18 protein-coding genes are annotated in these 23,144 nt (G+C 71.0%); 15 read left to right on the top strand and 3 right to left on the bottom strand.

Translation table 11 applies throughout. The features are described from left to right. Positions 1–336 precede the first annotated feature (336 nt). The 3 genes from sigJ to ABD332_RS45625 all read left to right on the top strand — a co-directional run bounded on the left by sigJ (position 337) and on the right by ABD332_RS45625 (position 4,905). Positions 337–1,209, top strand: coding sequence for an RNA polymerase sigma factor SigJ (gene sigJ / locus ABD332_RS45635; RefSeq protein ID WP_344510789.1), 873 nt, complete (start codon positions 337–339; stop codon positions 1,207–1,209). A gap of 79 nt (positions 1,210–1,288) precedes the next feature. Continuing rightward, on the top strand, positions 1,289–3,298 hold the full coding sequence (locus tag ABD332_RS45630; protein ID WP_344510787.1) for a glycerophosphodiester phosphodiesterase family protein: 2,010 nt from the start codon (positions 1,289–1,291) through the stop codon (positions 3,296–3,298). A 233-nt stretch (positions 3,299–3,531) separates the two neighbouring features. After that, the gene (locus tag ABD332_RS45625; protein WP_344510785.1) at positions 3,532–4,905 is read left to right on the top strand and encodes a ricin-type beta-trefoil lectin domain protein; all 1,374 of its coding nucleotides are present in this window, start codon (positions 3,532–3,534) and stop codon (positions 4,903–4,905) included. 776 nt (positions 4,906–5,681) lie between these two features. Here ABD332_RS45625 and ABD332_RS45620 read toward each other — a convergent pair. Continuing rightward, positions 5,682–6,755: a sensor histidine kinase gene (locus ABD332_RS45620; protein WP_344510783.1), complete on the bottom strand. Its 1,074-nt coding sequence runs from the start codon at positions 6,753–6,755 to the stop codon at positions 5,682–5,684. Continuing rightward, positions 6,752–7,414, bottom strand: coding sequence for a response regulator transcription factor (locus ABD332_RS45615; protein ID WP_344510781.1), 663 nt, complete (start codon positions 7,412–7,414; stop codon positions 6,752–6,754). The genes ABD332_RS45620 and ABD332_RS45615 overlap by 4 nt, the downstream gene beginning before the upstream one ends. 115 nt (positions 7,415–7,529) lie before the next feature. Between ABD332_RS45615 and ABD332_RS45610 the strand changes: the two genes are divergently transcribed. Further along, positions 7,530–8,960, top strand: coding sequence for a hypothetical protein (locus tag ABD332_RS45610; RefSeq protein WP_344510779.1), 1,431 nt, complete (start codon positions 7,530–7,532; stop codon positions 8,958–8,960). Between the two features lie 93 nt (positions 8,961–9,053). Here the strand turns inward: ABD332_RS45610 and ABD332_RS45605 are convergent, their stop codons facing one another. After that, complete coding sequence (locus ABD332_RS45605) at positions 9,054–10,247, bottom strand: CaiB/BaiF CoA transferase family protein (RefSeq protein ID WP_344510777.1); 1,194 nt, start codon at positions 10,245–10,247, stop codon at positions 9,054–9,056. Between the two features lie 225 nt (positions 10,248–10,472). Between ABD332_RS45605 and ABD332_RS45600 the strand changes: the two genes are divergently transcribed. The 11 genes from ABD332_RS45600 (at position 10,473) to ABD332_RS45550 (ending at position 23,143) form a co-directional block, all read left to right on the top strand. Continuing rightward, entirely contained in the window at positions 10,473–11,348 is an 876-nt protein-coding gene (locus ABD332_RS45600) for a cyclase family protein (RefSeq protein ID WP_344510774.1), read from the top strand. Beyond that, positions 11,341–12,801, top strand: a complete 1,461-nt coding sequence (locus tag ABD332_RS45595) for an MmgE/PrpD family protein (protein WP_344510772.1) — start codon at positions 11,341–11,343, stop codon at positions 12,799–12,801. The genes ABD332_RS45600 and ABD332_RS45595 overlap by 8 nt, the downstream gene beginning before the upstream one ends. Beyond that, on the top strand, positions 12,798–14,264 hold the full coding sequence (locus ABD332_RS45590) for a dihydroorotase (protein WP_344510770.1): 1,467 nt from the start codon (positions 12,798–12,800) through the stop codon (positions 14,262–14,264). The genes ABD332_RS45595 and ABD332_RS45590 overlap by 4 nt, the downstream gene beginning before the upstream one ends. A 43-nt stretch (positions 14,265–14,307) precedes the next feature. Next, positions 14,308–15,213, top strand: a complete 906-nt coding sequence (locus ABD332_RS45585; protein ID WP_344510768.1) for an HpcH/HpaI aldolase/citrate lyase family protein — start codon at positions 14,308–14,310, stop codon at positions 15,211–15,213. A 92-nt stretch (positions 15,214–15,305) separates the two neighbouring features. Further along, positions 15,306–16,340: a glycoside hydrolase family protein gene (locus ABD332_RS45580; RefSeq protein WP_344510766.1), complete on the top strand. Its 1,035-nt coding sequence runs from the start codon at positions 15,306–15,308 to the stop codon at positions 16,338–16,340. 22 nt (positions 16,341–16,362) lie between these two features. After that, positions 16,363–17,721, top strand: a complete 1,359-nt coding sequence (locus ABD332_RS45575; protein WP_344510764.1) for an FAD-dependent oxidoreductase — start codon at positions 16,363–16,365, stop codon at positions 17,719–17,721. Positions 17,722–17,854: 133 nt separating this feature from the next. Continuing rightward, positions 17,855–18,919, top strand: a complete 1,065-nt coding sequence (locus tag ABD332_RS45570; protein ID WP_344510762.1) for a class I SAM-dependent methyltransferase — start codon at positions 17,855–17,857, stop codon at positions 18,917–18,919. Positions 18,920–18,928: 9 nt separating this feature from the next. Continuing rightward, entirely contained in the window at positions 18,929–19,180 is a 252-nt protein-coding gene (locus tag ABD332_RS45565) for a hypothetical protein (RefSeq protein WP_344510760.1), read from the top strand. A 1-nt stretch (position 19,181) separates the two neighbouring features. Beyond that, positions 19,182–19,970 carry an SDR family NAD(P)-dependent oxidoreductase gene (locus ABD332_RS45560; RefSeq protein ID WP_344510758.1) on the top strand — a complete coding sequence of 263 codons (789 nt, stop codon included), beginning with the start codon at positions 19,182–19,184 and terminating at the stop codon, positions 19,968–19,970. Positions 19,971–20,010: 40 nt separating this feature from the next. Continuing rightward, the gene (locus ABD332_RS45555; protein ID WP_344510756.1) at positions 20,011–21,378 is read left to right on the top strand and encodes a RidA family protein; all 1,368 of its coding nucleotides are present in this window, start codon (positions 20,011–20,013) and stop codon (positions 21,376–21,378) included. Between the two features lie 13 nt (positions 21,379–21,391). Continuing rightward, complete coding sequence (locus ABD332_RS45550; RefSeq protein ID WP_344510754.1) at positions 21,392–23,143, top strand: CocE/NonD family hydrolase; 1,752 nt, start codon at positions 21,392–21,394, stop codon at positions 23,141–23,143. Position 23,144 lies beyond the last annotated feature (1 nt).

Below are 23,144 nucleotides of genomic sequence, written 5' to 3'. Positions count from 1 at the left end.
TCTGCCCGGACGTTGAAGCCGAGCCGGTCAGCGGTTCACCAATCATGATCAGGCGCCCAAGCCGGTATGCGGGAACGGGTAGCGTCCCGGTCTCGTAACGCCGGCGCGCGGTCGCGTACGAGATGCCGGTGGCCGCTGCCCATTCCTTGAGGTTCACAATGCAAATTATAGCTAACTAGTGAGCACTATTGACCATTGGCTCGTCGGCAGTTGGCAACCCTTTGTCGTTGGCTGCTCATGTACGACGAAGCCCGCGGCCGACATGTGAGGCTCACAATCCGCGGGGCTGTCTCGTCGACACTGGAGGTGAACGGAAGGGGGCACATGGAACCGGTGATGACCGAGCGGCGCAGGTTGACGGACCTCGCGTACCGCCTGCTGGGATCGCTCGCGGACGCCGAGGACGTGGTCCAGGAGACCTACGCACGCTGGTACACCCTGAGCGAACACCAACAGGAGTCCATCCAGAACCCGGCGGCGTGGCTCACGACCGTCGCCGGGCGGATCTGCCTGGACCTGCTCGGGTCGGCGCGGGTGCGGCGCGAGCGTTACGTCGGGGAGTGGATTCCCGAGCCGCTGCCCGGCCGTCCACAGTGGATCGGCGGGCGGCCCGACGGCGCCGCGCCCGACCCCGCCGAGCGGGTCACCCTCGACGAGTCGGTCAGCATGGCGTTCCTCGTGGTGCTGGAGGCGATGACGCCCGCGGAGCGGGTCGCGTTCGTGCTGCACGACGTGTTCCAGTACCCGTTCGCGGAGGTCGCCGGGATCGTCGGCCGCAGCCCGGCGGCGTGCCGGCAGCTCGCGTCGTCCGCCCGCCGGCGCATCCGCGAGCACCGCGAGGGCGCACCGCCGGCAGGCGACCGCGCCGGCGTGGTGCGGGCGTTCCGGCGGGCGTGGGAGGCCGCGGACGTCGACGCGCTCATCGGCCTGCTCGACCCGGCGGTCACCGCGACCGGCGACGGCGGCGGCCTCGTCAACGCGGCACCGCGCCCCGTCGTGGGCGCCGTGGAGGTGGCCCGGTTCTTCGCGGTCCGCACCGGGTTCCGGCTCGCCGAACGGACCGTCAACGGCCAGCCCGGCCTGGTCGCCGAGGTCGACGGCGCGGTCGCGGCGGTGCTGGCGTTCGACGTGGCGGGGGACCGGGTCCGGCACATCTGGGCGGTGCTCAACCCCGAGAAGCTTCGGCACTGGACTGCCCGGACGCCGTGAAAGCTTGTACGCCCGGCGTTCACGGGCCCGTCAACCTCCGCCCCGCCTCGCGCCGCCTGACGTTGGCAACGTGCCCGGCATGTCCATGTCTCGATGGTCGGCCGCCGCGATCGCGGCCGGCCTTCTCCTTCCACTGGCGGTGGCCACGCCCGCGGCGGCACACCGCAAGGCGTCCTTCGACATCCAGGCCCACCGCGGCGGCCTCGGCCTGCGCAGCGAGAGCACGCTGAGCTCGTTCGGCAACGCGCTGCGGCTCGGCGTCACCACCCTCGAACTCGACATCCAGATCACCGCCGACGGCCAGGCCGTCGTCACCCACGACCGTCGCGTCAGCGGCGCCAAGTGCCTCGACACCGCGCCGGTCGCCGCGGGCGATCCCGTGTTCCCGTACGTCGGGAAATTCATCAAGGACCTGACCCTCGCGCAGGTCCGCACGCTCGACTGCGGCAGCAAGGGCCTGCCCGAGCACCCGGGTCAGCTGCTCACCCCCGGATCGCGGATGCCGCTGCTGCACGAGGTGTTCGACCTCGTCGCCCGCTACGGCAACGAGGACGTCAAGTTCAATCTCGAGACGAAGGTCGAGGCCGGCGCGCCGCAGGAGACCGCGCCGCGCGAGCAGTTCGTCCAGGTCGCCGCGCGCGAGATCCGCGCCGCTGGCCTGCTGCGCCGGGTCACGATCCAGAGCTTCGACTGGGGCGCGCTGCGCCGCTTCCGCGAGGTCGAGCCGCGCCTCGCGCTGGTCGCGCTGACCAACCGCGACTTCCTGCAGACCGGCCAGCCGGGCGCCTCGCCGTGGCTGGGCGGCCTCGACATCGACGACTTCGGCGGCGACCCCATCGCGGCCGTGAAATCCATCGGCGTGACGAGTTTCTCGCCGGTGCACGGCTTCCCGCAGAACGGCAAGGTCACCGACGCCGGCTACCAGCCGTACGTCACGGCGGCGATGGTGCGCCACGCGCACGCCAACGGCATCAAGGTGATCCCGTGGACCGTCGACGACCCGGCCACGATGAACAAGCTCATCGACGACGGGGTCGACGGCATCATCACCGACTACCCGGACCGCCTGCGGACCGTCGCCGCCCAGCGCGGCTTCACGCTGCCGCGCGGTACCAAGTCACCCTTCGACATCCAGGCGCACCGCGGCGGCAAGGCGACCCGGCCGGAGAACACCCTGGCCGCGTTCCGTAACTCGCTGGGCAACGCCGACATCTCCACCCTGGAGCTCGACACCGGCGTCACGAAGGACGGCGTGCTCGTCGTCAGCCACGACCGCTCGCTGAACGGCTCCCACTGCCGCGACACCGCGCCGGTCCGTCCGGGTGACCCGCTGTTCCCGTACATCGGCAAGTCGATCCACGACCTCACCCTCGCCCAGGTGAAGACGGTCGACTGCGGCAACGCCTCGGCGCCCGGCGAGCGCATCCCGACGCTCGACGAGCTCTTCGCCGTCGTCAAGTCCAGCGGCCGCGACGACATCCGGCTCAACATCGAGACGAAAATCAGCCCGACCGTCGCCGACACCGAGCCGTATTGGATTTTCACCATCCGTCTCGTCACCGCGATCTCGAAGGCCGGCCTGGACCGCCGGGTCACCATCCAGTCCTTCGACTGGCGGACCATCCAGCTGTCGCGCGCGCTGAACCCGAGGATCGAGACCGTCGCGCTGGTCTGGCAGTACGGCCCCGCCGAGTGCGCCACCCTCGCCGACGAGTGCTCGCTGCAGGCGGTCTACGGCAACCCGTCGGTGAAGAGCCCGTGGACCGGCACGCTCGACTGGTGGAAGCACCGCGACCTGGGCAAACTGGTGAAGGCGAGCGGCGCGTCGACCGTCTCCGCCAACTGGCAGGTCCACGACCCGGCGCAGGGCACCGTCGTGTCCGACGACTGGTACCTGCGGCAGAACCCGGCCTACTTCCACGGCCCGACCGTCGACGTTCTGCACCGCCGGGACGGGCTGAAGGTCGTGCCGTACACCATCGACGACGAGCCGACGATGGACCGTGCCATCGCCCTCGGCGTCGACGGCATCATCTCCGACGACCCCGGGAAGCTGATCACCGTCGCCAGGCGCGCCGGTCTGCGCTGACGACTCCGTTCGCCGCACCCGTCGCCGGTACTGCCGGCGGCGGGTGCACTTTTTCGCCCCGCGGTGGTCTTTGAGCATGTCGCGTCGTGCGTGATCGCGTTGCCGGACCTGCAGTTATTGACAACAAGCTTTCCAGTAGCCCAGGATGCTGAGAGCGCTCTCACGTCCGCCAACGTGTGGCGTCCCGCCAATCGCACCGTCTCCGCTCCTGCTCGAGAAGGGCAACCCTCACCGTGGAGATCCAACAAGAACGCACACCCCGCAGGCTCCGCGGCCGCACCGCGCTGCTCGCCGCCGCCGGCGCAGCCGTGGTGGCCGCCGCATCGATCGCGGTGCTGCCCGACGCCGGCGCGTCGGTGCCACCCACCCCGTCCGGCTGGACCCAGATCTTCGCCGACGACTTCAACGGCGCCGCGAACACCGGTGTCAACACCGGCAACTGGCTCTACGACCTCGGCCACGGGTACCCCGGCGGCGCGGGCAACTGGGGCACCGGCGAGATCGAGAACATGACCAACAGCACCCAGAACGTCTACCTCGACGGTGCTGGCAACCTTGCCATCAGGCCGCTCCGCGACGGCGCCGGCAACTGGACCAGCGGCCGCATCGAGACGCAGCGCACCAACATCGCCGCACCGGCGGGCGGCAAGCTGCGGGTCGAGGCGCGCATCGCACAGCCCAACGTCAACACCGCCAACGGCGCCGGCTACTGGCCCGCGTTCTGGATGCTGGGCGCGGCGGCGCGCGGCACGGGCGCGACCGGCTGGCCCGGCATCGGCGAGATCGACATCCTGGAGAACATCAACGGCCGGCCCTCCGTCTTCGGCGCCCTGCACTGTGGCACCAACCCCGGCGGCCCGTGCAACGAGACCACCGGCATCGGCAGCGGCGAGCGCGCCTGCGGCGGCTGCAACGGCGGCTACCACACGTACGCCGTCGAGCAGGACCGCAGCACGTCGCCGGAGCAGATCCGCTGGTACCTGGACGGCAACAACTTCTTCACCATCAACGCCAACCAGGTCGACGCGACCACCTGGAACAACGCGACCCACCACGGCTTCTTCATCATCCTCAACGTGGCGATCGGCGGCGGCTTCCCGGCCGCGTTCGGCGGCGGTCCCTACGCCTCCACCGTGTCCGGCGCCCCGATGATGGTCGACTACGTCGCCGCGTACACGGCCGGTGGCGGCGGTGGCGGTGGCACCACGCCGCCCCCGACCAGCGGCAAGGCCGTGAAGGGCCCCGGCGGCCTCTGCCTGGACGTCCGCTCCTCCAACAGCGCCAACGGCACGCCCGTCCAGCTCTGGGGCTGCAACGGCACCGGCGCGCAGCAGTGGACCTACGTCGAGGCGGGCAGCACCCTCCGCGCCTTCGGCAAGTGCCTGGACATCCCGGGCGGCTCCACCGCCAACGGCGCCAAGCTCCAGATCTGGGACTGCAACAGCACGGGCGCCCAGGTCTTCATCCACCGCGCCGACAACACGTACTACAACCCGGCGTCCAACAAGTGCCTCGACGACCCGAACGGCTCGACGACCCAGGGCATCCAGATGCAGATCTGGGACTGCAACGGCAGCGGCGCCCAGAAGTTCAGCCTGCCGCAGTAACACCCGTACGACGACACACCCTTGGGCCGGCCCTGCCACAGGCGCCGGCCCAAGGCCGTTCTTCAGGGCGTCCCACGTTGACAGCTACCCGAGCCGGACACCCGCACACGCCACGGCACTCCGACCGTCCTCGCCGCTGTGCCCCTCCGGCGGCATCACCGCGAGCCCATGCCGGACCTTCCGGCACCACCCGACGCCGACGACGGCCCGCCCGTGCTGGACCTCCAGGCCCCAGCCACCCAGCACCACCGTGCGCACCGGTGCCGAATCCCCAGGCCCCAGCCACCGGCGTCACCACGAGCGCCCATGCCGGACCTTGCGGCGCCACCGACCGCGGCCCGCCCCGCACGCTGCCCTCGGTGCCGCCGCGGCCTGCCCACCGCACTGCCCTCGGTGCCGCCGCGGCCGCACAGCTCCCGGCAGGGCGCCCCGACATCCTCGCCGCACTGCCTCGGTGCCGCGCCGTCCCGACCAGGACGGTCCCGCGCCGCCTCGACCAGGGCGGTCCCGCGCCGCCTCGACCAGGGCGGTCCCGCGCCGCCTCGACCAGGGCGGTTCCCGTGCCGCCTTGACCAGGTGGTTCTCGTGCCGCCTAAACCAGGGCGGTCCCGCGCCAAGGGGTGCCCCGTCGTAGCAGCCGCGCTGCCACGAGCCGAGCCATCCGGTCACCGCTGTCCCGGCCTTCAACAGCGGCCCCTTCTGACGGCGCGCCCGGCTATTGCCGACACTGACCGCGTGAGGTCGGCGCGAGCGCTCGGCCCGATACCTGCGGTTTGTCAGGGCGCAGGTGGGAAATCGACGGTGATGTGGAGACCTCCTTCCGGCCCGGGGCACGCGGCGAGCGAAGCGTGATGCGCCTGCGCGATGGCGGCGACGATGGCCAGCCCGAGCCCGTGGCCATCCGTGTCGCCGGTGCGGTCGGTGCCGTGGCGCTGGAACGGCTGGAACAGTCGCCCGATCTCCGCGGCGGGGATCGGCGGCCCGGTGTTGCCGACGGTCAGTCGTCCCGTGGGGGACGTGGCGACCTCGACGGTCCCATCCGGGACGTTGTGCCGCAGCGCGTTGCCGACCAGGTTCGTCACGAGGCTCGCGGCCAGGCGCGGGTCGCCGAGCACCGGCGCGGCGGCGAGCACGGTGTGGACGCGTACGCCGCGCCGCTCGGCCTCCGCCCCATGGTCGAGGACGACGGTCCGCGTCACTTCGGCGAGGTCGAACCGCTCCCAGCGGTCGATCGGCTGATAGCCCGTCGCCAGAGTGAGCAGCGCGTCGATCAGGTGCTCCTGCTGCTCGCCGAGCTCCAGCAGCTCGTGGCAGGCCGATCGGAGCGTCTCGTCGGTGGCGTGCGGGTCGGTGAGCGTCAGTTGCAGCATGGTCCGCTGCACGGTGAGCGGAGTGCGCAGCTCGTGGGAGGCGTTGGCGATGAACTGCCGCTGCGCCGTGAACGACGCGTGCAGCCGTCGCAGCAGGTCGTCGAGCGTGTCGGCGAGCTCCGCGAACTCCTGGTATGCGGCGGGCACGCGCAGCCGCGCGGCGAGGGTGTCCGCGGACATCGCCCGGGCCGAAGACGTGATCACCTGGAGGGGGCGCACCGCCCGCCCGGCGATCCACCAGCCCAGCACGACGGACAGCGCGGCGATGAAGACCAGCGCGACGGCGGAGTAGCGCAACAGCTCACCGAGGTTGCTGGTGGCCTGGGCGCCGCTGCTTCCGTCGACGGGGGTGGTGTGGCCGGTGCTGATCAGCGGCAGGTTGACGAACGCCAGCAGCAGCACGCCGCAGCCGAAGGCGAACGCCGCGTGCAGCAGCGCGAGCCGGGTGCGCAACCGGCGACGCGGCGCTGGGCCGGTCATCGCTCGCCGATCCGGTAGCCGCCCTCGCGGACGGTGTGGATGGCGGGTGGCTGGCCGAGCTTGCCGCGCAGCCGGGCGATCGTCGTCTTCACGGTGGTGGTGAACGGGTCGGTCGCGTCGTCCCAGACCCGCTCGAGAAGCTCCTCGGCGGACACGACGCGGCCGCCGGCGGCCAGCAGGTGCGACAGCACCGCGAACTCCTTCGGGCTGAGATCCAGCCGCCGCCCGGCCCGCGACGCGACCCGCCGGTTGGGGTCGAGAGTCAGGTCACCGTTGTCCAGCACCGGGGGCAGCGCCGGTGTACTTCGGCGGCCCAAGGCCCGGACGCGCGCGACCAGCTCGGCGAAGTCGAACGGCTTGGGCAGATAGTCGTCGGCGCCCAGGCCGAGCCCTTCGACCCGGTCACGGACGGTGCCGGCCGCGGTGAGCATGAGCACGCGGGTGCCCGCCCCGCCGGCCACCGTGCGCCGGCACACCTCGTCGCCGTGCAGGCCGGGCAGGTCGCGGTCCAGGACCATGACGTCATAGCGGGTGGCGGCCAGCTGCTCCAGCGCGGCGAGACCGTCGAGGGCGGTGTCGACGGCCATCGCCTCGCGGCGCAGACCGGACGCGATCAACGCGTTCAGCGTCCGATGATCCTCGACCACCAGCACTCGCATGACCACACCTCCATGCAGCAAGAGCGACGCCGACCACGATGCCACGCGGGAGGTGACAGCCCGGTGACAGCGATCGACACCGTCCTGTCACCCCCGCCGGCGTACAACCGAAGCCATGACACAAGTCACCAGGCTGCTGCGGTCGGAATGGACCAAGTTCCGCACCGTGCCCGGCTGGGTGCGCGCCGCCGCGGCCGCCGCCCTGATGATCGTGCTGTTCCCGCTCACGGGCCTGGCCGGCGGGGCGCCCGAGCAGCGCACGACGGTGCCCATCGGGCCGCACGGCGAACCCGTCAGCGACGCCTACTTCTTCGTGCACCGACCGCTGGCCGGCGACGGCAGCATCACCGTCGCGGTCACCGCCCCGTCCTCCACCAGCCCATGGGCGAAGGCAGGACTGATCGTCAGCGCGGGAGACGAGCCCGGCGCCCGCTATGCGGCCATCATGATGACGGCTGCTCATGGTGTACGGATGCAGCACGACTACCTGCATGACCGCGCTGCTGCGGCAGGCGGCTGGCTGCGTCTGACCCGAGCCGGCGACACGGTCACCGGTGAGGTCTCCGCTGACGGCGCGAGCTGGAGCGAGGTCGACTCGGTGCGGCTGGCGGGACTGTCCGGCACCGTGCAGGTGGGCCTGTTCGTGGCCTGCCCGCCACTGGTCGACGGCATCGGCACCGCCGGCAACACGGCCACCGCCACGTTCAGCGACCCTCAACTGACGGGCGCCTGGTGGCCTGCCGCCGACTGGACCGGTGACCAGCGAGGAGCGGGCACGGCCACGTTCGCGGGTTATCCGTCCGGCACGTCCGGCGGGTTCACCGCGTCCGGCGACGGCTTCACCGTGACCGGCGCCGGCGACCTCGGCCCGGCGCCCCGCAACGAGGTGCCCGTCGGTGCCACCGCAGCCGATCTGCTCTTCGGCACGTTCCCGGCGCTGGTCGTCATCGTCGTGATGGCCACCCAGATGATCACGACCGAGTTCCGGACCAGGCTGATCCGCACCACCTTCAGCGCGAGCCCACACCGGGTGCGTCTGCTGGCGGCCAAGGCGGCCGTGCTCGCCGGCGTCACGTTCACCGTCTGCCTCGCCGCGACGGTCATCGCGGTGCCACTGTGGCTGCGGGTGGTCCGCGGCCTCGGTCTCACAGTGTTCCCGGCAACGGACGGCACCCTGCTGCGGGCCGAGGCCGGCACCGCCGCGCTGCTCGCCGTCACCGCCGTCTTCGCGCTCGCCGTCGGCACGGTCGTGCGGCGCGGCGCCACCGCGGTGACCGCCGTCGTGGTCGCCACCGTGCTGCCCCACCTGCTGGCGCGGACGCCGTTCCTGCCGCCACCCATGGCCGAGTGGCTGGCGACGTTCACCCCGGCGGCGGCCATGGCCGTCCAGCAGACCCTGACCCGCTACCCCCAGGTCGACAGCGTGTACACCCCCGCCACCGGCTACTATCCGCTGTCCCCGTGGGCCGGCCTCGCTGTCCTGTGCACGTACACGGCGCTGACCTTCGCCTTAGCCGTCGTCCTCCTGCGCAGGAGAGACGCATGAGACGCCGCCGTAGGAGAGAGGCATGGGCGCCGCCGTAGGAGTGACGTATGAGGTGTCGCCGTAGACCGTTGCTGTGAGATGGGTGTCTTCGCGTCAGACGGCTCCGGCCGCGTGCAGGTCGGCGATCTCCTCCTGTGTGTAGCCGAGCTCGGTGAGCACCTCTTCCGTGTCGGCGCCCTTGGAACGGCCGGTGAAGCGGATGCGTCCGGGTGTGTGCGACATCCGCCACATGACGTTGTGCATGAGCATCGGGCCGAGCTCGGGGTCCTCGACCTGCGTGATCATCTCGGTCTCGCGGATGTGTGGGTCGTGGGCGATGTCGGCGGCGGAGTAAACAGCGGCGAGCGCGGCACCGGCCTGTTCGAAGGCCGCGAGGACCTCGTCGCGGTTGTACTTGCGGACCCAGGTGCCGACGTATTCGTCCAGTTCGTCGGCGTGTTCGGCGCGGGTGTGCCCGGCTGCGAACCACGGCTCGTCGACGACCTCCGGGTGGCCGACGAGGTGCATGACCCGCTCGGCGATCGCCTGTGCGGACGTCGAGACGGCCACCCAGTGGTCGTCCTTCGTGAGGTAGGTGTTGCGGGGGGCGTTGTTCGTCGAGCGGTTGCCGTGCCGTTGTTCGACGACGCCGAGCTGGTCGTAGACGGTGACACCGGGGCCGACCGCGGTGAGGATCGGCTCGATGAGGCTGAGGTCGATGACCTGGCCCGCGCCGTTGCGTGCGTCCCGGTGGTAGAGGGCCATGACGGCCGCGGAGGAGGCGGCGATGCCCGCGATGCTGTCGGCCAGGCCGAAGGCGGGCAGCATCGGGGGGCCGTCGGCCTCACCGGTGAGGTGGGCGAAGCCGCTCATCGCCTCCGCCAGGGTCCCGAACCCGGGACGTGAGGCGTAGGGACCGTTCTGGCCGAAGCCGGTGATCCGCACGATGATGAGTCCGGGGTTGAGGGCGTGCAACGCCTCGGGCGACAGCCCCCAGCGTTCAAGCGTCCCCGGACGAAAGTTCTCGACGAGCACGTCCGACTCGCAGACGAGTCGTTTGAGCACCTCGGCCCCGGCGGGCACCTTCAGGTTCAACGTGACGGCCCGCTTGTTGCGGGACACTTCCTTCCACCACAGCGGGACCCCGTCCTTGGACGGTCCGTGACCTCGTAGCGCGTCGCCCTTGGTCGGATGTTCCAGCTTGATGACCTCGGCTCCGTAGTCGCCGAGGATCTGGCAGCACAGCGGGCCTGCCAGGATCGTGGACGCGTCGATGACCCTGACGCCACGCAACGAATCCTGAGACATGTCCCTCCTTGGTTCCGATCAGTGGAACATCGTTCCGAACCAAAGCTAGGTTCGATGTCGCCCGGAGTCAATCGCCCGAGTTTCGCGGGTTGCCTGCGGATCGCCGGACAGGCAACGCTGGCGCGGGCGCCGTACCGCGAAAGAGATGCTTTCCACAGAGCGCAATGGTGTTCCGCTCTGCGGGTTTCTCGGCTAGTCTCCGTGACTACATCAGCGGGACCGGAGGTGAAGGGCGCCTTCAATGCCCGACCGGAAACGGAGGACAGGGTTCACGTGCCGGATGACGTGTTGATCGAAGCCGTGGCGCAGGGCGTGCGCGTCTTCGACCTGGGGCGGGTCCTCTTCGTGGGGATGCCCCAGTCTCCCAACCACCCCCACTACTGGCACGCGCTGCCGCGCCGGCACGGCGACATGGTGCGGGCGGACGGCGGCTCGGCCTCGAACGACATCATCACCATGGGCACGCACGTCGGGACGCACATCGACGCCCTCTCCCACGTGTCGCAGGACGGTCGCCTCTTCGACGGCTCGGACGCCTATGAGGCTTCCTCAGGCGGTCGCTTCATCGAGCTCGGGGCGCACACCATCCCCGCCATGGTGCGTCGTGGCGTCCTCCTCGACGTGCCGGCGGCTCTCGGCACCCCTGAGGGATGCCCTCCCGGCTACGAGATCACGCCCGACGACCTCGAGATCACCCTCGAACGTCAGGGCGGGTCCATCGCGGCCGGCGACGTGGTCCTGATCCGCAGCGGCTGGGGCAGGCACTTCGACAACCCCGACCGCTCGGTCTTCATCGGCGGCGAATCCGGCGTTCCCGGTGTCGGCGAGGCCGGCGCGCGCTGGCTCGCGGATCGGGGCGTCGTCGCCGCGGGCGCCGACACCATCGCCTTCGAGTGCCTCCCTCCGGGCGCGGGACACAGTGTGCTGCCTGCTCACCGTGTACTGCTCGTCAACGCCGGCATCTACATCATGGAAACCCTCGACCTCGAGGAGCTCGCCGCCCAGCGCGTGCACGAGTTCGTCTTCGTCGCCTCGCCGCTCAAGTTCTACGGCGCGACCGGATCGCCGGTCCGTCCCCTGGCGGTGACGAGCGGTGCATGACGCGACCCTCGCCCAGGCGATCGCGCGGTTCGCCGCCCGGGCCCGCTACGAGGACCTGCCCCCAGCGGTCACGGCCAGCGTGCGGCAGCGGGTCCTGGACACGCTCGGCATCTGCATCGCGGCGCAGAGCCTCGACAGCAGCCAGGCAGTCATCGACTACGTCGCCGAGCAGGGCGGTGCCCCCCAGGCGCGCGCGATCGGAGTGCCGCACCGTGTCCCCGCCGCGCTCGCCGCCTTCGGCAACGGGGTGCTCGCCCACTCCCTCGACTATGACGACACGCACCTGCCTTCGGTGCTCCATCCGAGCGCGACCATCGTGCCCAGCGTGCTCGCCGCCGCCGAGCGCGCGGGCACCGACGGTCGCACGGCGGTCACGGCGATCGCCGTGGGCCTCGAGGTCTGCGTCCGTATCGGCATGGCCGGCTACGACCGGCAGGCCGGCAACTCGGTGTTCTTCGAGCACGGGCAGCACGCGACCTCGATCTGCGGCGCCCTCGGTGCCGCGGTGGCCGTGGGGGTCGTGCTCGGCCAGGACGAGGCGCAGCTGACGAGCTCCCTCGGCGTCGCGGCGTCCATGGCCGCCGGCATCATCGAGGCCAACCGGACCGGTGGCAACGTCAAGCGGCTGCACTGTGGCTGGGCCGCGCACTCCGCCGTGACGGCGGCCGACCTCGTCGGCCGGGGCATCACGGGTCCGCCGACCGTGCTCGAAGGGCGTTTCGGGTTCTTCGAGGCGTTCCTGCGCGGCGAGTTCGACCCTGCCGCCATCCTCGAGGGCCTGGGAACCGAGTGGGAGGTGCCCAGGATCTTCTTCAAGCCGTACCCCGCCAACCACTTCACCCACGCCGCCATCGACGCCGCCACCGCGCTGCGGCGCAGGGGCGTGGACCACCGTGCGGTGCGCAGCCTCACCCTCGGCGTCCCGGCGCCCGTCATCAGGACGATCGGCGAGCCGATCGACGGCAAGCGCCGCCCGGCCACGGGCTATCAGGCCCAGTTCTCCGGCCCGTACGCCGTCGCCGTCGGCATGCTCGGCGGGGGAGGCGGCCTCGGGGTCGGCCTCGACGACTACACCGACGAACTCGCGGCCGCCCCCATGCGCCGGGAGATCATGGACAAGGTCAGCGTCGTCGCCGACGACGAGTGCACCCGGATCTTCCCGGAGCAGTTCCCCGCGGTCCTCACCGCCGAGCTCGTCGACGGCTCGGCCGTGACCGAGCGGATCCTTGTCAACCGCGGAGGTCCGCAGCACCCGCTCTCCGACGACGAGGTCGAGCTCAAGTTCCGTGACAACGCGGGGCGACACCTCCCCGAGACAGCGGTGGCGCTGATCGCGGCGCGCGTGCTGGCTTTCGACGAACTGAGCGACGTCGGCGTCGCCCTCTCCGCCCTCGACGACGTGGCGGCCATCGAGTACTCCGTCACCACTACCGCGCAGGAAGGCGACCTATGAACTACGACCTCATCGTCCGCGACGTTCGCCTCGTCACCCATGAGTCGCCCCAGACCGTGCTCACCGACATCGCTGTGACGGACGGGCGGGTGGCCGCCATCGGCCACCTCGGCGACGCCACCGCCACGACGACGGTCGACGGTGGCGGCAAGCTCGCGCTGCCCGGCGTCGTCGACGCCCACCAGCACTGGGGCATCTACAACCCGCTCGAGATCGACACGGAGACCGAGTCGAAGGCGGCGGCCCAGGGCGGTGTGACGACAGGCCTCAACTACATGCGCACCGGGCAGTACTACCTCAACAAGGGCGGCGCGTACCGTGACGTGTTCCCCGAGGTGCTCGAGCGCAGCCAGGGCCGGGCGTACATCGACTACGCCTTCCACCTCGCGCCGATGTCCAAGGAGCAGATCGGCGAGATTCCCGAGCTCATCAAGGAGCACGGCGTCACGTCGTTCAAGATCTTCATGTTCTACGGTGGCCACGGCCTGCACGGCCGGTCCGCGGACCAGAGCTCGTTCCTCATGACCCCCGAGGGCGAGCGCTACGACCTCGCGCACTTCGAGTTCGTCATGCGCGGCATCCAGGCGGCCCGGGAGGCCGAGCCGCAGATCGCGGACTCCATCTCCCTCAGCATGCACTGCGAGACCGCCGAGATCATGTCGGCGTACACCGCCATGGTCGAGCAGGAGGGGCGGCTCACCGGGCTCGAGGCGTACTCCGCCTCCCGGCCTCCGCACTCCGAGGGCCTGGCCATCTCCATCGCCTCCTACCTCGCCCACGAGACGCGGCTGGCGAACATCAACCTGCTGCACCTGAGCGGACGCAAGGCCGTCGAGGCGGCCCTGCTCATGGCGAGAACCTTCCCGCACATCAACTTCCGCCGCGAGGTCACCATCGGCCACCTCATCGCCGACTACCACAGCGCGTCGGGGATCGGCGGCAAGGTCAACCCCCCGCTCCGCTCGCGTGACGATGTCGAGGGGCTGTGGGAGCACGTCCTCGACGGCGAGATCGACTGGGTCGTCAGCGACCACGCCTGCTGCCGCGACGAGATGAAGTTCGGCGAGGAGCGCGACGACGTCTTCGTGGCCAGGTCCGGCTTCGGCGGAGCGGAGTACCTCCTGCCGGCGCTCATCACCGAAGGCCGCAGGCGGGGCCTCGGCCTGGACCGGATCGCCGCCCTGACCGCGTGGAACCCGGCACAGCGCTACGGGCTCTCCGGTCGCAAGGGTGTCGTCAAGGTGGGGTACGACGCCGACTTCTGCCTCGTCGACGACTCGCGGTCGTGGGTCGTGCGCGCCGAGGACTCGTTCTCGACGCAGGAGTACACGCCGTTCGAGGGTGTCGAGCTCTCCGCCGCCGTGACCGACACGTTCGTGCGCGGCCACCACGTCCTGGCCGATGGGGTGATCCAGGGGGAGCCCCGCGGTCAGTACCAGCGGCGTCCGTTGACCACCGAGTAAGGCAGCCAGCGACAACCGGCCGCCGACGCGAGAGGAGGACGGCGTGGATCCCTTCAAGGCACACAGTCCCGCACCCGAGCTCACCGCACTCTACGTGCCGGCGGACCGTCCGGACCGGCACGACAAGGCACTCGCGACGATCGCCGACGTCGTCATCGTCGACCTGGAGGACGCCGTCGCTCCCAGCCGCAAGGACGCGGCGCGGCGCGAGGTCGTCGACCTGCTGCGGCACCGGTCGTCGGGGTCCGGCACCGCGCGCCTCTGCGTCCGGGTCAACCCGGTGAGCAGTCCGTGGGGCCGGGCCGACCTCGAAGCGCTCGCGGAGGTCCTCGCCGACGTCACCGTGCACTCGATCCGGCTGCCCAAGGTCGAGTCGGCCCAGGACGTCGACTCGGTGCGGGCCTGCTTCGAGCGGGACGTGCCGGTGTCCGTCCTCGTCGAGACGGCCGTCGGCGTCGAGCGGCTCGGGCAGATCGCCGCGGCGCACGGGGTGGCGTCGGTCGCGCTGGGCGAGGCGGACCTGCGCTCGGACCTGCGGCTGACCGGGGACGGCGGGCTGGACTGGGTGCGCTCGCGACTCGTCGTCGCCGCCCGCGCCGCCGGGCTGCCGCCGCCGATGATGTCGGTCCATCCCCGGCTGAACGACGACGAAGGTCTGCTCCGGTCCTGCGCGGCCGGGCGTGCCGCCGGGTTTCTCGGGCGTACCGCCGTCCACCCGAGGCAACTGCCGCTCATCGTGGAGGGCTTCGCACCCGAGCCGGCGCAGGTCGAGAAGGCCGAGAGCCTGCTCGCGGCGCTCGCCCGGGGCCGGCAGGTCGCGGCGGGAGTCGTCGTCCTGCCCGACGGTCAGATGGCCGACGCCGCCATGGCCGCGGCAGCCGAGCACGTCGTCGCCGTGCACCAGCGAGTTCAGGTGCTGCGGCAGATGTGCGGCGCGGCGCAGGCGTAGACGGAGCAACAGGTAGCTGACAGGTGTCGTGCCGACGGGGCGGCTGCGGTCGGGGAGCACGGCGTTGACGGATAGGAGGCCGCACGATGCGCATGGACGGGTTCCTTCTCGGGCCTGGCCCCGCAGGCCGCTGTGACGACTACCGGGTGGGTGGCGCCGTCGTGCACCGTACCGACGCCGGTTGGCGCATGTGGTACTACTGCCGTGATCGCGCCTACGACCGCCCGGCACCGGGCACGCTGGGGTCCGGGCGGATCGCGTTGGCCACCTCTCCCGACGGCATCGGGTGGGAGAGGTTCGACGGCCCTGAAGAGCTCGGCTCGGTGTTCGCCCCGAGCAGCGACCCGGCGAGCTTCGACGCCTCGCACGTCGGGCTCACCGACGTCACCTTCGACGGGCGGCTCTGGCACCTGTGGTACTTCGGCGGCGACCTGACCGTACGGGCGAGCCAGACACGGCTCGGGGCGGTGACGGGGCTCGGGATGCGCCCGGGGCACGCGATCAGCCCCGACGGGGTGACCTGGACCCGCGTCCCCGGCCCGGCCACCGGCGGTGCCATTCTCGACTACGACCCGGACCGGCTCTACCGCGCGTGGCCGAACGCCTTCGGTGACCCCGACGGGACGATCTACGTCCAGACGACCTCACCGACCCTGGACCTCGGCGTGTTCCACACGGACACCTTCGTGTCCGGTGACGGGGCCGTCCTGACCGGCGTGGGTCCGCTCGTCTGGGCCGACGGCGAGCGGCCCTGGGACTCGCACGGCATTGTGACGCGGCAGGTGCTCGAGAACCCGTTCGGCGTGGGCCGCCGCTGGCTCATGCTGTACACGGGGCTCGACGAGCGCCACGGCCGCTCGGTCGCGACCGCCGACTCCGACGACGGCCGGCACTGGCACCACCAGTCCGACGGCCCGGTGCTGACGGCGGGGGAGCCCGGCGCGTGGGACAGCCTCGGCGCGGCGGCGACCCGGCTGGTCCCGGTCGAGGACCGTCTGCATCTGTACTACTACGGCTTCAGCTCACTCGCCGACGACGACTCCCCCCGAGGGATCGGCCTCGCGATCGCCCACCGCCGGCCGGGGTCGCCGTTCCGACGCGTGACGACCCCCGATGACCAGTACTGACGCGTCCGAAGGAGGAAACGAGATGGCGGACGTCAACCTGCTCGTGGCCGGTGCGGGCGGCGGCATCGTCGCGGCGCTGCGGGCACAGGAGCTCGGCCTCTCGGTCGCGGTGATCGACGCGAACGAGCACTTCCTGCGGGCGAACAACACGGCGATGTCGACGGCCATGATTCCGGGTGCCGGATCGCTGTTCCAAAATGAGGCGGGAGTCGAGGACTCGCCGGAGATCTTCGCCGAGGATGTCCGGTACAAGACCAAGGGTCGCGCCAACCCGGTCGTCACCGACGCGCTGAGCCGGATCTCGGCCCCGCTCGTCGAGTGGCTGGCCGGCTCGCTCAAGCTGCCACTCGAGCTCGTCACGGATTTCGAGTACCCCGGGCACACGCGGCACCGTTGCCACACCGTGCCGGGACGGCACGGCACGATCCTGCTCGGCATGCTCCACCGGGTCGCCCGGGAGCGGGGGATCGACATCGTCGTCCCCGCGCGGCTCGTCGCGGCCCGGCACCAGGACGACGCCCTCGTCGCCGTCACCGAGGCGCCGGACGGGACGACCGAGGAGATCTCCTGCGACGCCCTCGTCCTCGCGACGAACGGCTTCGGGGCCGACGCGGCGCTCGTCGCCGAGCACATCCCGGAGATCGCCGGCGCCGTCTACCACGGCAGCGAGGCCTCGCGCGGCGACGCGCTGAGCATCGGGCGGACGTTCGGTGCGGCCGTCGACTGCCTCGACGCGTACCAGGGCCACGGGGCGCTCTCGCTCAGCAGCATCCTGGTCGGCTGGGCGACGGTGATGCACGGCGGGTTCATCGTCAACACGAGCGGCGGCCGCTTCGCCGACGAGACCCAGGGCTACTCCGAGTTCGCCGCGCTCGAGCTCACGCAGCCGGACCACCGCGCGTTCATCATCTTCGACCAGCGGATCCACGACGCGTGCCTCGCCTTCGAGGACTTCCGTCAGACGAAGGCGTCCGGGGTGCTGCGCCAGGGCGACTCGGCCGCCGAGCTCGCCGGGCGGCTCAACCTGCCCGCGGGCCGGCTCGAGGCCTCGTTCGCGCAGGCCGCGGCCGGACGCCGCGGCGCGACCGACCCGCACGGGCGCTCCCGATGGGGCGACGCGGACCTCGCCGCTCCGTTCTACGGGGTCGAGGTGCGTCCCGCGCTCTTCCATACCCAGGGCGGGCTCGCTGTCGACGCGGCGGCCCGCGTCCTCGACGCCGCCGGCGAGCCCATCGCGGGGCTCTACGCGGCGGGTGGCGCCGCCGTGGGCATGAGCGGCCGGGGAGCGGACGGCTACCTGGCCGGCAACGGGCTGCTCGCGGCGCTCGGGCTGTCCTTCATCGCGGCCGAGGACGTGGGCCGCCGGCTGGCGGGCCGCTGACCGTGTCGAAGCGGCCGGACGAGTTGTCACAGGCCCTTGTTCGGTGGATACCTAGATCGCTATGGTGCACGTAATGGAACGGCGTTACGCATAGCGGAATTGACGACTGGCTCTCACCTCTGGAGGGATGAACGTGAAGACAGGTCTCAAACAGCGCGGCCGGGCCAACTTCAACCTGCTGGCGGATCTGGCCGCATGGAGCGGCCGGGAGCTCCAGGCCTCGGCCGAGCGGACGCTGGACGAGCGGCTCGAAGGCCAGACCCTTCCCGAGGGTGACCGCGAGCGGCTGCGTCTCGGCTACGAGCTGCTCGACGGCTCCAGATCCTTTGCCTGGGACCGCTTCTACACCCGTCTCATCGCCGAGCGTCAGTTCGTGGCGGGCCTGGAGGCGTACGAGGACGGGGCGGCGGAGATCCGGGCGGAGTACGAGGCGAACGCCGGCAAGGGTGGCGTGCTCGAGCTCGACCCGGACGTCGAGATCCCCGAATACTGGACGACGGAGTTCCACCTCACGCCCGGCGGCTGGGACGGCCACGAGCACATGGGCTTCATCATCCACGACTACGTCTACGACCTGATCTTTGCGACCGGCGGGATCGGCGCCATCAAGCCGGGCAGCCACTTCTCCGACCTGCGCTACGTCACCGCCGTCGAGGGCAACCGCGACCACTACGACAACATCCTCGAGCTCGGCGTCGGGACCGGCCGTTACGCCCTCGCGCTGCAGCACGCCTACCCGAACGCGAAGATCCACGGCATCGACCTCGGCCCGAGCGAGCTGCTGCACGCCAAGCTCGTCGCCGCGCGCAACGGCTTCGAGTGGAACCTGCGCCAGGCCCAGGCCGAGGCCACCGGCTACGACGCGGACACCTTCGACCTCACCACCGCCTTCATCCTCTTCCACGAGATCCCGGCCCCGGCCGCCAAGGCCGTGGTCAAGGAGGCGTTCCGGGTCACCAGGCCCGGCGGGGAGTTCCTCGTCGCCGACGTCGCGCCCTACAGCGAGCACGAGAGCCTCTTCCGCTCCGTGGTTCTCGACTGGGAGACGGACCACCGCAATGAGCCGTTCTGGCGCGGCGCGCTCCTCACCGACCGCAAGGCGCTGCTCGAGTCCGCCGGATTCGTCGACGTCCAGGAGTACGGCGTGGGCGCGGCCAACTACCCATGGATCACCAAGGGCGTCAAGCCCGCAGCCTGAGAGGAAGCCATGGAAGTTCCTAAGTACTTGGAGAAGGCGACGATCGACGATCTCGCCCGGATGATCGAGGGCCTCGTCGAGGAGTTGTGGGTGACCAAGGACCGGCTGTTCGTCCTTGAGGAGGTCCTCGCCGGCAAGGGCACGCTGTCCGACTCGACCGTCGACGAGCACCTGCCCTCCGAGCGGCTGCAGGCCGTGCTCCGGCGGGAGCGGATGCGTCTCATCCAGCGGGTCCTCGGCGCTCCCCAGATGGACCACTGACATGGCCATCCTCATCGCCCCCGCGCTGCGCTCCTCGCTCGGGCAGGCCCTCGGCCTCGCCGGGCGCACCATCGTCGTCACCGGCGCCAACTCCGGCATCGGGCAGGCCGTGGCCCTCGGCCTCGCCGAGCTCGGCGCCAACGTCCTCGGACTCGCCAGGCGTGAGGAGGGACTGGCCGCGGTCGCCGAGCAGGCCGAGCAGGCCGGCATCTCGTTCGCCTACGCCGTCGCCGACGTCACCGACGAGGCCTCCGTCGAGGCGGCCATGGACCGCGCCGTCGAGACCTTCGGCGGGCTGCACGGCGTCGTCGCGAACGCCGGTATCGCCGTCGTCCAGCCCGCGCTCGAGGTCGGCGCCGACGACTTCCGTTCCGTCGTCGACACGAACCTCAACGGCGTGTTCCTCACGGCCCGCAGCGCGGCCAAGAGGATGACCGGCGGCGGCTCGATCGTCCTGACCAGCTCGAGCTTCGCCCGCCGCGGTTTCCCGGACTGGTCGAGCTACAACGCGAGCAAGGCCGCCGTGTCGATGCTCGCCGAGACCCTCTCCGTCGAGTGGGCGCCGCGCGGTATCCGGGTCAACGCGATCGGCCCGACCGCGACGCTGACGCCGGTCAACGAGGCCCTCTTCGCCGACCCGGACTTCACCGCGGCGGTCGTCGCGGGGATCCCGGCCGGCCGCATCCTCGATGCCCGTGAGCTCATCCTGCCCACCGCGTTCCTGCTCAGCCCCGTCAACGGGATGATCCTCGGCCAGACCCTCATGGTCGACGGCGGCCAGACCCTCTGAAAGCGCCTTCCGAGCAGCACAACCCCTGGAGTCCTCGCCCATGACCCACAACAGCCCCCGCGTCGTCCACGACGTGCCCGACGCGTCCTTTCCTGACTGGTACCCGAGCAGCCCGGTCGTCACCGCCGGCCCGTTCGCATTCACCGCCTCGATGAGCGCCACCGACTTCGACAACGGAGGGCTCGCCGAGGCCGCGCAGGTCGAACCGGGCCTGCCGATGCACAGCGGCCACCCGGTGAAGAAGCAGGTCCGTGAGGTGTACCGCCGCCTCGACTCCGCGCTCACCGTCGCCGGGTCGAGCCTCGAGCAGGGCGTGTGCATCAACCAGTGGCAGCCGACCTTCCACACCGACGGGCACCTGGAGCCGGGGTGGACGCCGCGATACCAGACCCACTGGGAGGACTGGCGCTTCGTCGCGCACTCGTACATCCAGGGCCGCGACGAGTTCCTCCTGTCCGACCGCCCGGCGAGCTGCCTGCTGCCCGTCGAGCGCCTCGTCGCCACCGACACCCACGTCGAGATCCAGCTCATCTCGTTGCTCGACGGGTCCGGTATCGAGAAGCGCGCCTACGCTCACGACGTCCACAGCCCGCTCGGTGGCTACTCGGTCGGCGTCGAGTCAGGCCCCTACCTGTTCAGCGCGGGCTTCATCCCGACCGACTTCGAGTCCGGCCTGCACCCGAACGCCCGTGTGCCACAGCACATCTGGTACGGCAACCAGGTCGCCGCGGAGACCGACGAGACGTTGCGCCAGATCCGCATCACGATGGAGGCGGCCGGCGGGGACTGGCGTGACGTCGTCAAGGTCGTCATCTACCTCACGCCCGAGGGCGTCCGGCAGCTGCCCGCCATCGACGAGGTCTGGGCCAGGCACTGGCCGACCGAGCCGCCCGCGCGCACCATCGTCCCCGTCTCCGGCATCGGTGGGGTCAAGGGCGGCAACGTCGAGATCTACGTCATCGTCGCGCGTCCCGGGCACGGCGGCGACCGCCACATCATCCGCGCGGACAACGCGCTCGCGCCGATCGGGCACCAGGCCCAGGCCGTGCGCAGCGGCTCCCTGCTGTTCCTGTCCGCGCAGCTCGGACGCACCGCTTCCGGCGCGCCCGGCGGCGCCTTCGCCCGCAGCCTGCCGCACACCCGCCGCCACATCGTCGACCAGGTGCGGCGCATCCACGAGGACGTGGCGGCGATCTGCGAGGCGGCCGGCACCTCGATCGAGAACGCGGTCCGCGCCGACCTGTTCCTGTCCGACCTCGAGGACCTGCCGACCGTCTTCCAGGCATGGCCCGAGCCCTTCACGAACGGGCTGCCCGCGGCCGGGTTCTACGAGGTCCCACGGGACTTCCAGGAGGTACCGGGCTGCGCCCTCAGCGTCGACCTCATCGTCCACATTCCTGAGCAGTGAGGTTCGCAGGCCCGTGACCGAGACCGCCGCCCGAATCAAGGAGGTCCGCGACGGCATGCGGATCCTGTGGGACGTCACCATCACGATGGACGACGGCCTGCCGCTCGCCGCCGACGTGTTCCTGCCGGAGGAGCCCGGACGCTACCCGGTGCTCCTCAGCTACGGTCCCTACGCCAAGGGGCTGCCCTTCCAGGTGGGCTACCCCACGGCGTGGGAGTCGCTGTCGGGCGACCACCCTGACGTCGCCGCGGGCAGCTCCTGCGCGTACCAGAACTGGGAGGTCGTCGATCCGGAGAAGTGGGTGCCGCACGGTTACGCCATCGTGCGGGTCGACTCCCGGGGCTGCGGCCGCTCGCCCGGCTACATCGACCACTTCTCCGCGCGCGAGACGAAGGACTTCGTCGCGTGCGTCGAGTGGGCGGCGGACCAGCCCTGGTCGACCGGCAAGGTCGGCACCTCGGGCGTGTCCTACTTCGGGATGAACCAGTGGCAGGTCGCGGCGGAACGGCCGCGCGGCCTCGCCGCGGTCTGCATCTGGGAGGGCGCGAGCGACTTCTACCGCGACGCGTCCCACCACGGCGGCATCCTGTCGACGTTCTGGGAGCACTGGTACGACAAGCAGATCAAGGTCGTCCAGTACGGTCTCGGCGACCGCGGCCCGGTCAACCCCATCACCGGCCTCAACGTCTGCGGCGACGAGACGCTCAGCGAGGAGGAGCTCGCCGCGAACCGGTGCGACTTCGGCACCGTCATCCGCTCTCACCCGCTGCTCGACGACTGGCACGGCGAGCGCTCCGGCGTGCTGGAGAACATCGAGGTGCCGTTGCTCAGCGCCGGGAACTGGGGCGGCTCCGGGCTGCACCTGCGCGGCAACGTCGAGGGCTTCCTGCGCGCCGGCAGCGCGCAGAAGTGGCTCGAGATGCACGGCCTGGAGCACTGGACGACCTACTACACGGACTACGGGCGGCAGATCCAGCTCGCGTTCTTCGACCACTTCCTCAAGGGCGTCGACAACGGCTGGGACCGGCGCCCGCCCGTGAGCCTGCTCGTCCGCTCACCCGGCGAAGCCTACGAGGAGCGAGCCGCGTCCGCGTGGCCGCTGCCCGAGACGGCATGGCGGCGTCTCGAGCTCGACCCCGACCTGCTCCAGTTCGTCGAGCAGAACGACGCTGAACCGGGATCCGTCGAGTTCTCCGGTGGCCGGGAGGTCACCTTCCGGCTGCCGGCGACCGACGCGGACCGTGAGATCACCGGCCCGGTCTCGGCGAAGCTGTTCGTGTCCACCGACTCGGACGACGCCGACGTCTTCCTCACCGTGCGGCTGTTCGACCCCGGCGGCAAGGAGGTCACCTTCGCCGGTGCCGTCGACCCCAACGCGCCGATCAGCATGGGGTGGCTGCGCCTGAGCCATCGCGAGCTCGACGAGTCCGCCTCCACCCCGTGGCGGCCGATCCACTCCCACTCGCGCACCCTTCCCGTCGAGGCGGGCGAGGTGTACGAGGTCGACGTCGAGGTCTGGCCGACGTGCATCGTCGTCCCCGCCGGCTACACGCTCGCGGTGACCATCGGCGGCCGGGACTACGAGAACCCCGAGCTCGAGGACGCGGTGACGATGTCCAACTTCAAGAACGCCATGAAGGGCTGCGGGCCGTTCCTGCACGACGACCCGGTCGACCGTCCGCAACGGCGGGACGCCGCGCGGGTTCGCGTCCATTGCGGCGGTGACCACCGATCGAGCGTCCTGCTGCCCTTGCAGGAGCGCTGAT

The sequence above is a fragment of the Dactylosporangium maewongense genome (assembly GCF_039531485.1).
Taxonomy (GTDB): Bacteria; Actinomycetota; Actinomycetes; order Mycobacteriales; family Micromonosporaceae; genus Dactylosporangium; species Dactylosporangium maewongense.
Note: the sequence above shows the minus strand (reverse complement) of the source record. Positions and strands in the feature narration are given on the sequence as shown.

Excerpts from the sequence above, each read along its gene's own strand:
- sigJ (WP_344510789.1), top strand. The coding sequence starts at position 337 with ATGACCGAGCGGCGCAGGTTGACGGACCTCGCGTACCGCCTGCTGGGA.
- ABD332_RS45630 (WP_344510787.1), top strand. The coding sequence starts at position 1,289 with ATGTCCATGTCTCGATGGTCGGCCGCCGCGATCGCGGCCGGCCTTCTC.
- ABD332_RS45620 (WP_344510783.1), bottom strand. The coding sequence starts at position 6,755 with ATGACCGGCCCAGCGCCGCGTCGCCGGTTGCGCACCCGGCTCGCGCTG.
- ABD332_RS45615 (WP_344510781.1), bottom strand. The coding sequence starts at position 7,414 with ATGCGAGTGCTGGTGGTCGAGGATCATCGGACGCTGAACGCGTTGATC.
- ABD332_RS45610 (WP_344510779.1), top strand. The coding sequence starts at position 7,530 with ATGACACAAGTCACCAGGCTGCTGCGGTCGGAATGGACCAAGTTCCGC.
- ABD332_RS45605 (WP_344510777.1), bottom strand. The coding sequence starts at position 10,247 with ATGTCTCAGGATTCGTTGCGTGGCGTCAGGGTCATCGACGCGTCCACG.
- ABD332_RS45590 (WP_344510770.1), top strand. The coding sequence starts at position 12,798 with ATGAACTACGACCTCATCGTCCGCGACGTTCGCCTCGTCACCCATGAG.
- ABD332_RS45580 (WP_344510766.1), top strand. The coding sequence starts at position 15,306 with ATGGACGGGTTCCTTCTCGGGCCTGGCCCCGCAGGCCGCTGTGACGAC.
- ABD332_RS45575 (WP_344510764.1), top strand. The coding sequence starts at position 16,363 with ATGGCGGACGTCAACCTGCTCGTGGCCGGTGCGGGCGGCGGCATCGTC.
- ABD332_RS45565 (WP_344510760.1), top strand. The coding sequence starts at position 18,929 with ATGGAAGTTCCTAAGTACTTGGAGAAGGCGACGATCGACGATCTCGCC.
- ABD332_RS45560 (WP_344510758.1), top strand. The coding sequence starts at position 19,182 with ATGGCCATCCTCATCGCCCCCGCGCTGCGCTCCTCGCTCGGGCAGGCC.
- ABD332_RS45555 (WP_344510756.1), top strand. The coding sequence starts at position 20,011 with ATGACCCACAACAGCCCCCGCGTCGTCCACGACGTGCCCGACGCGTCC.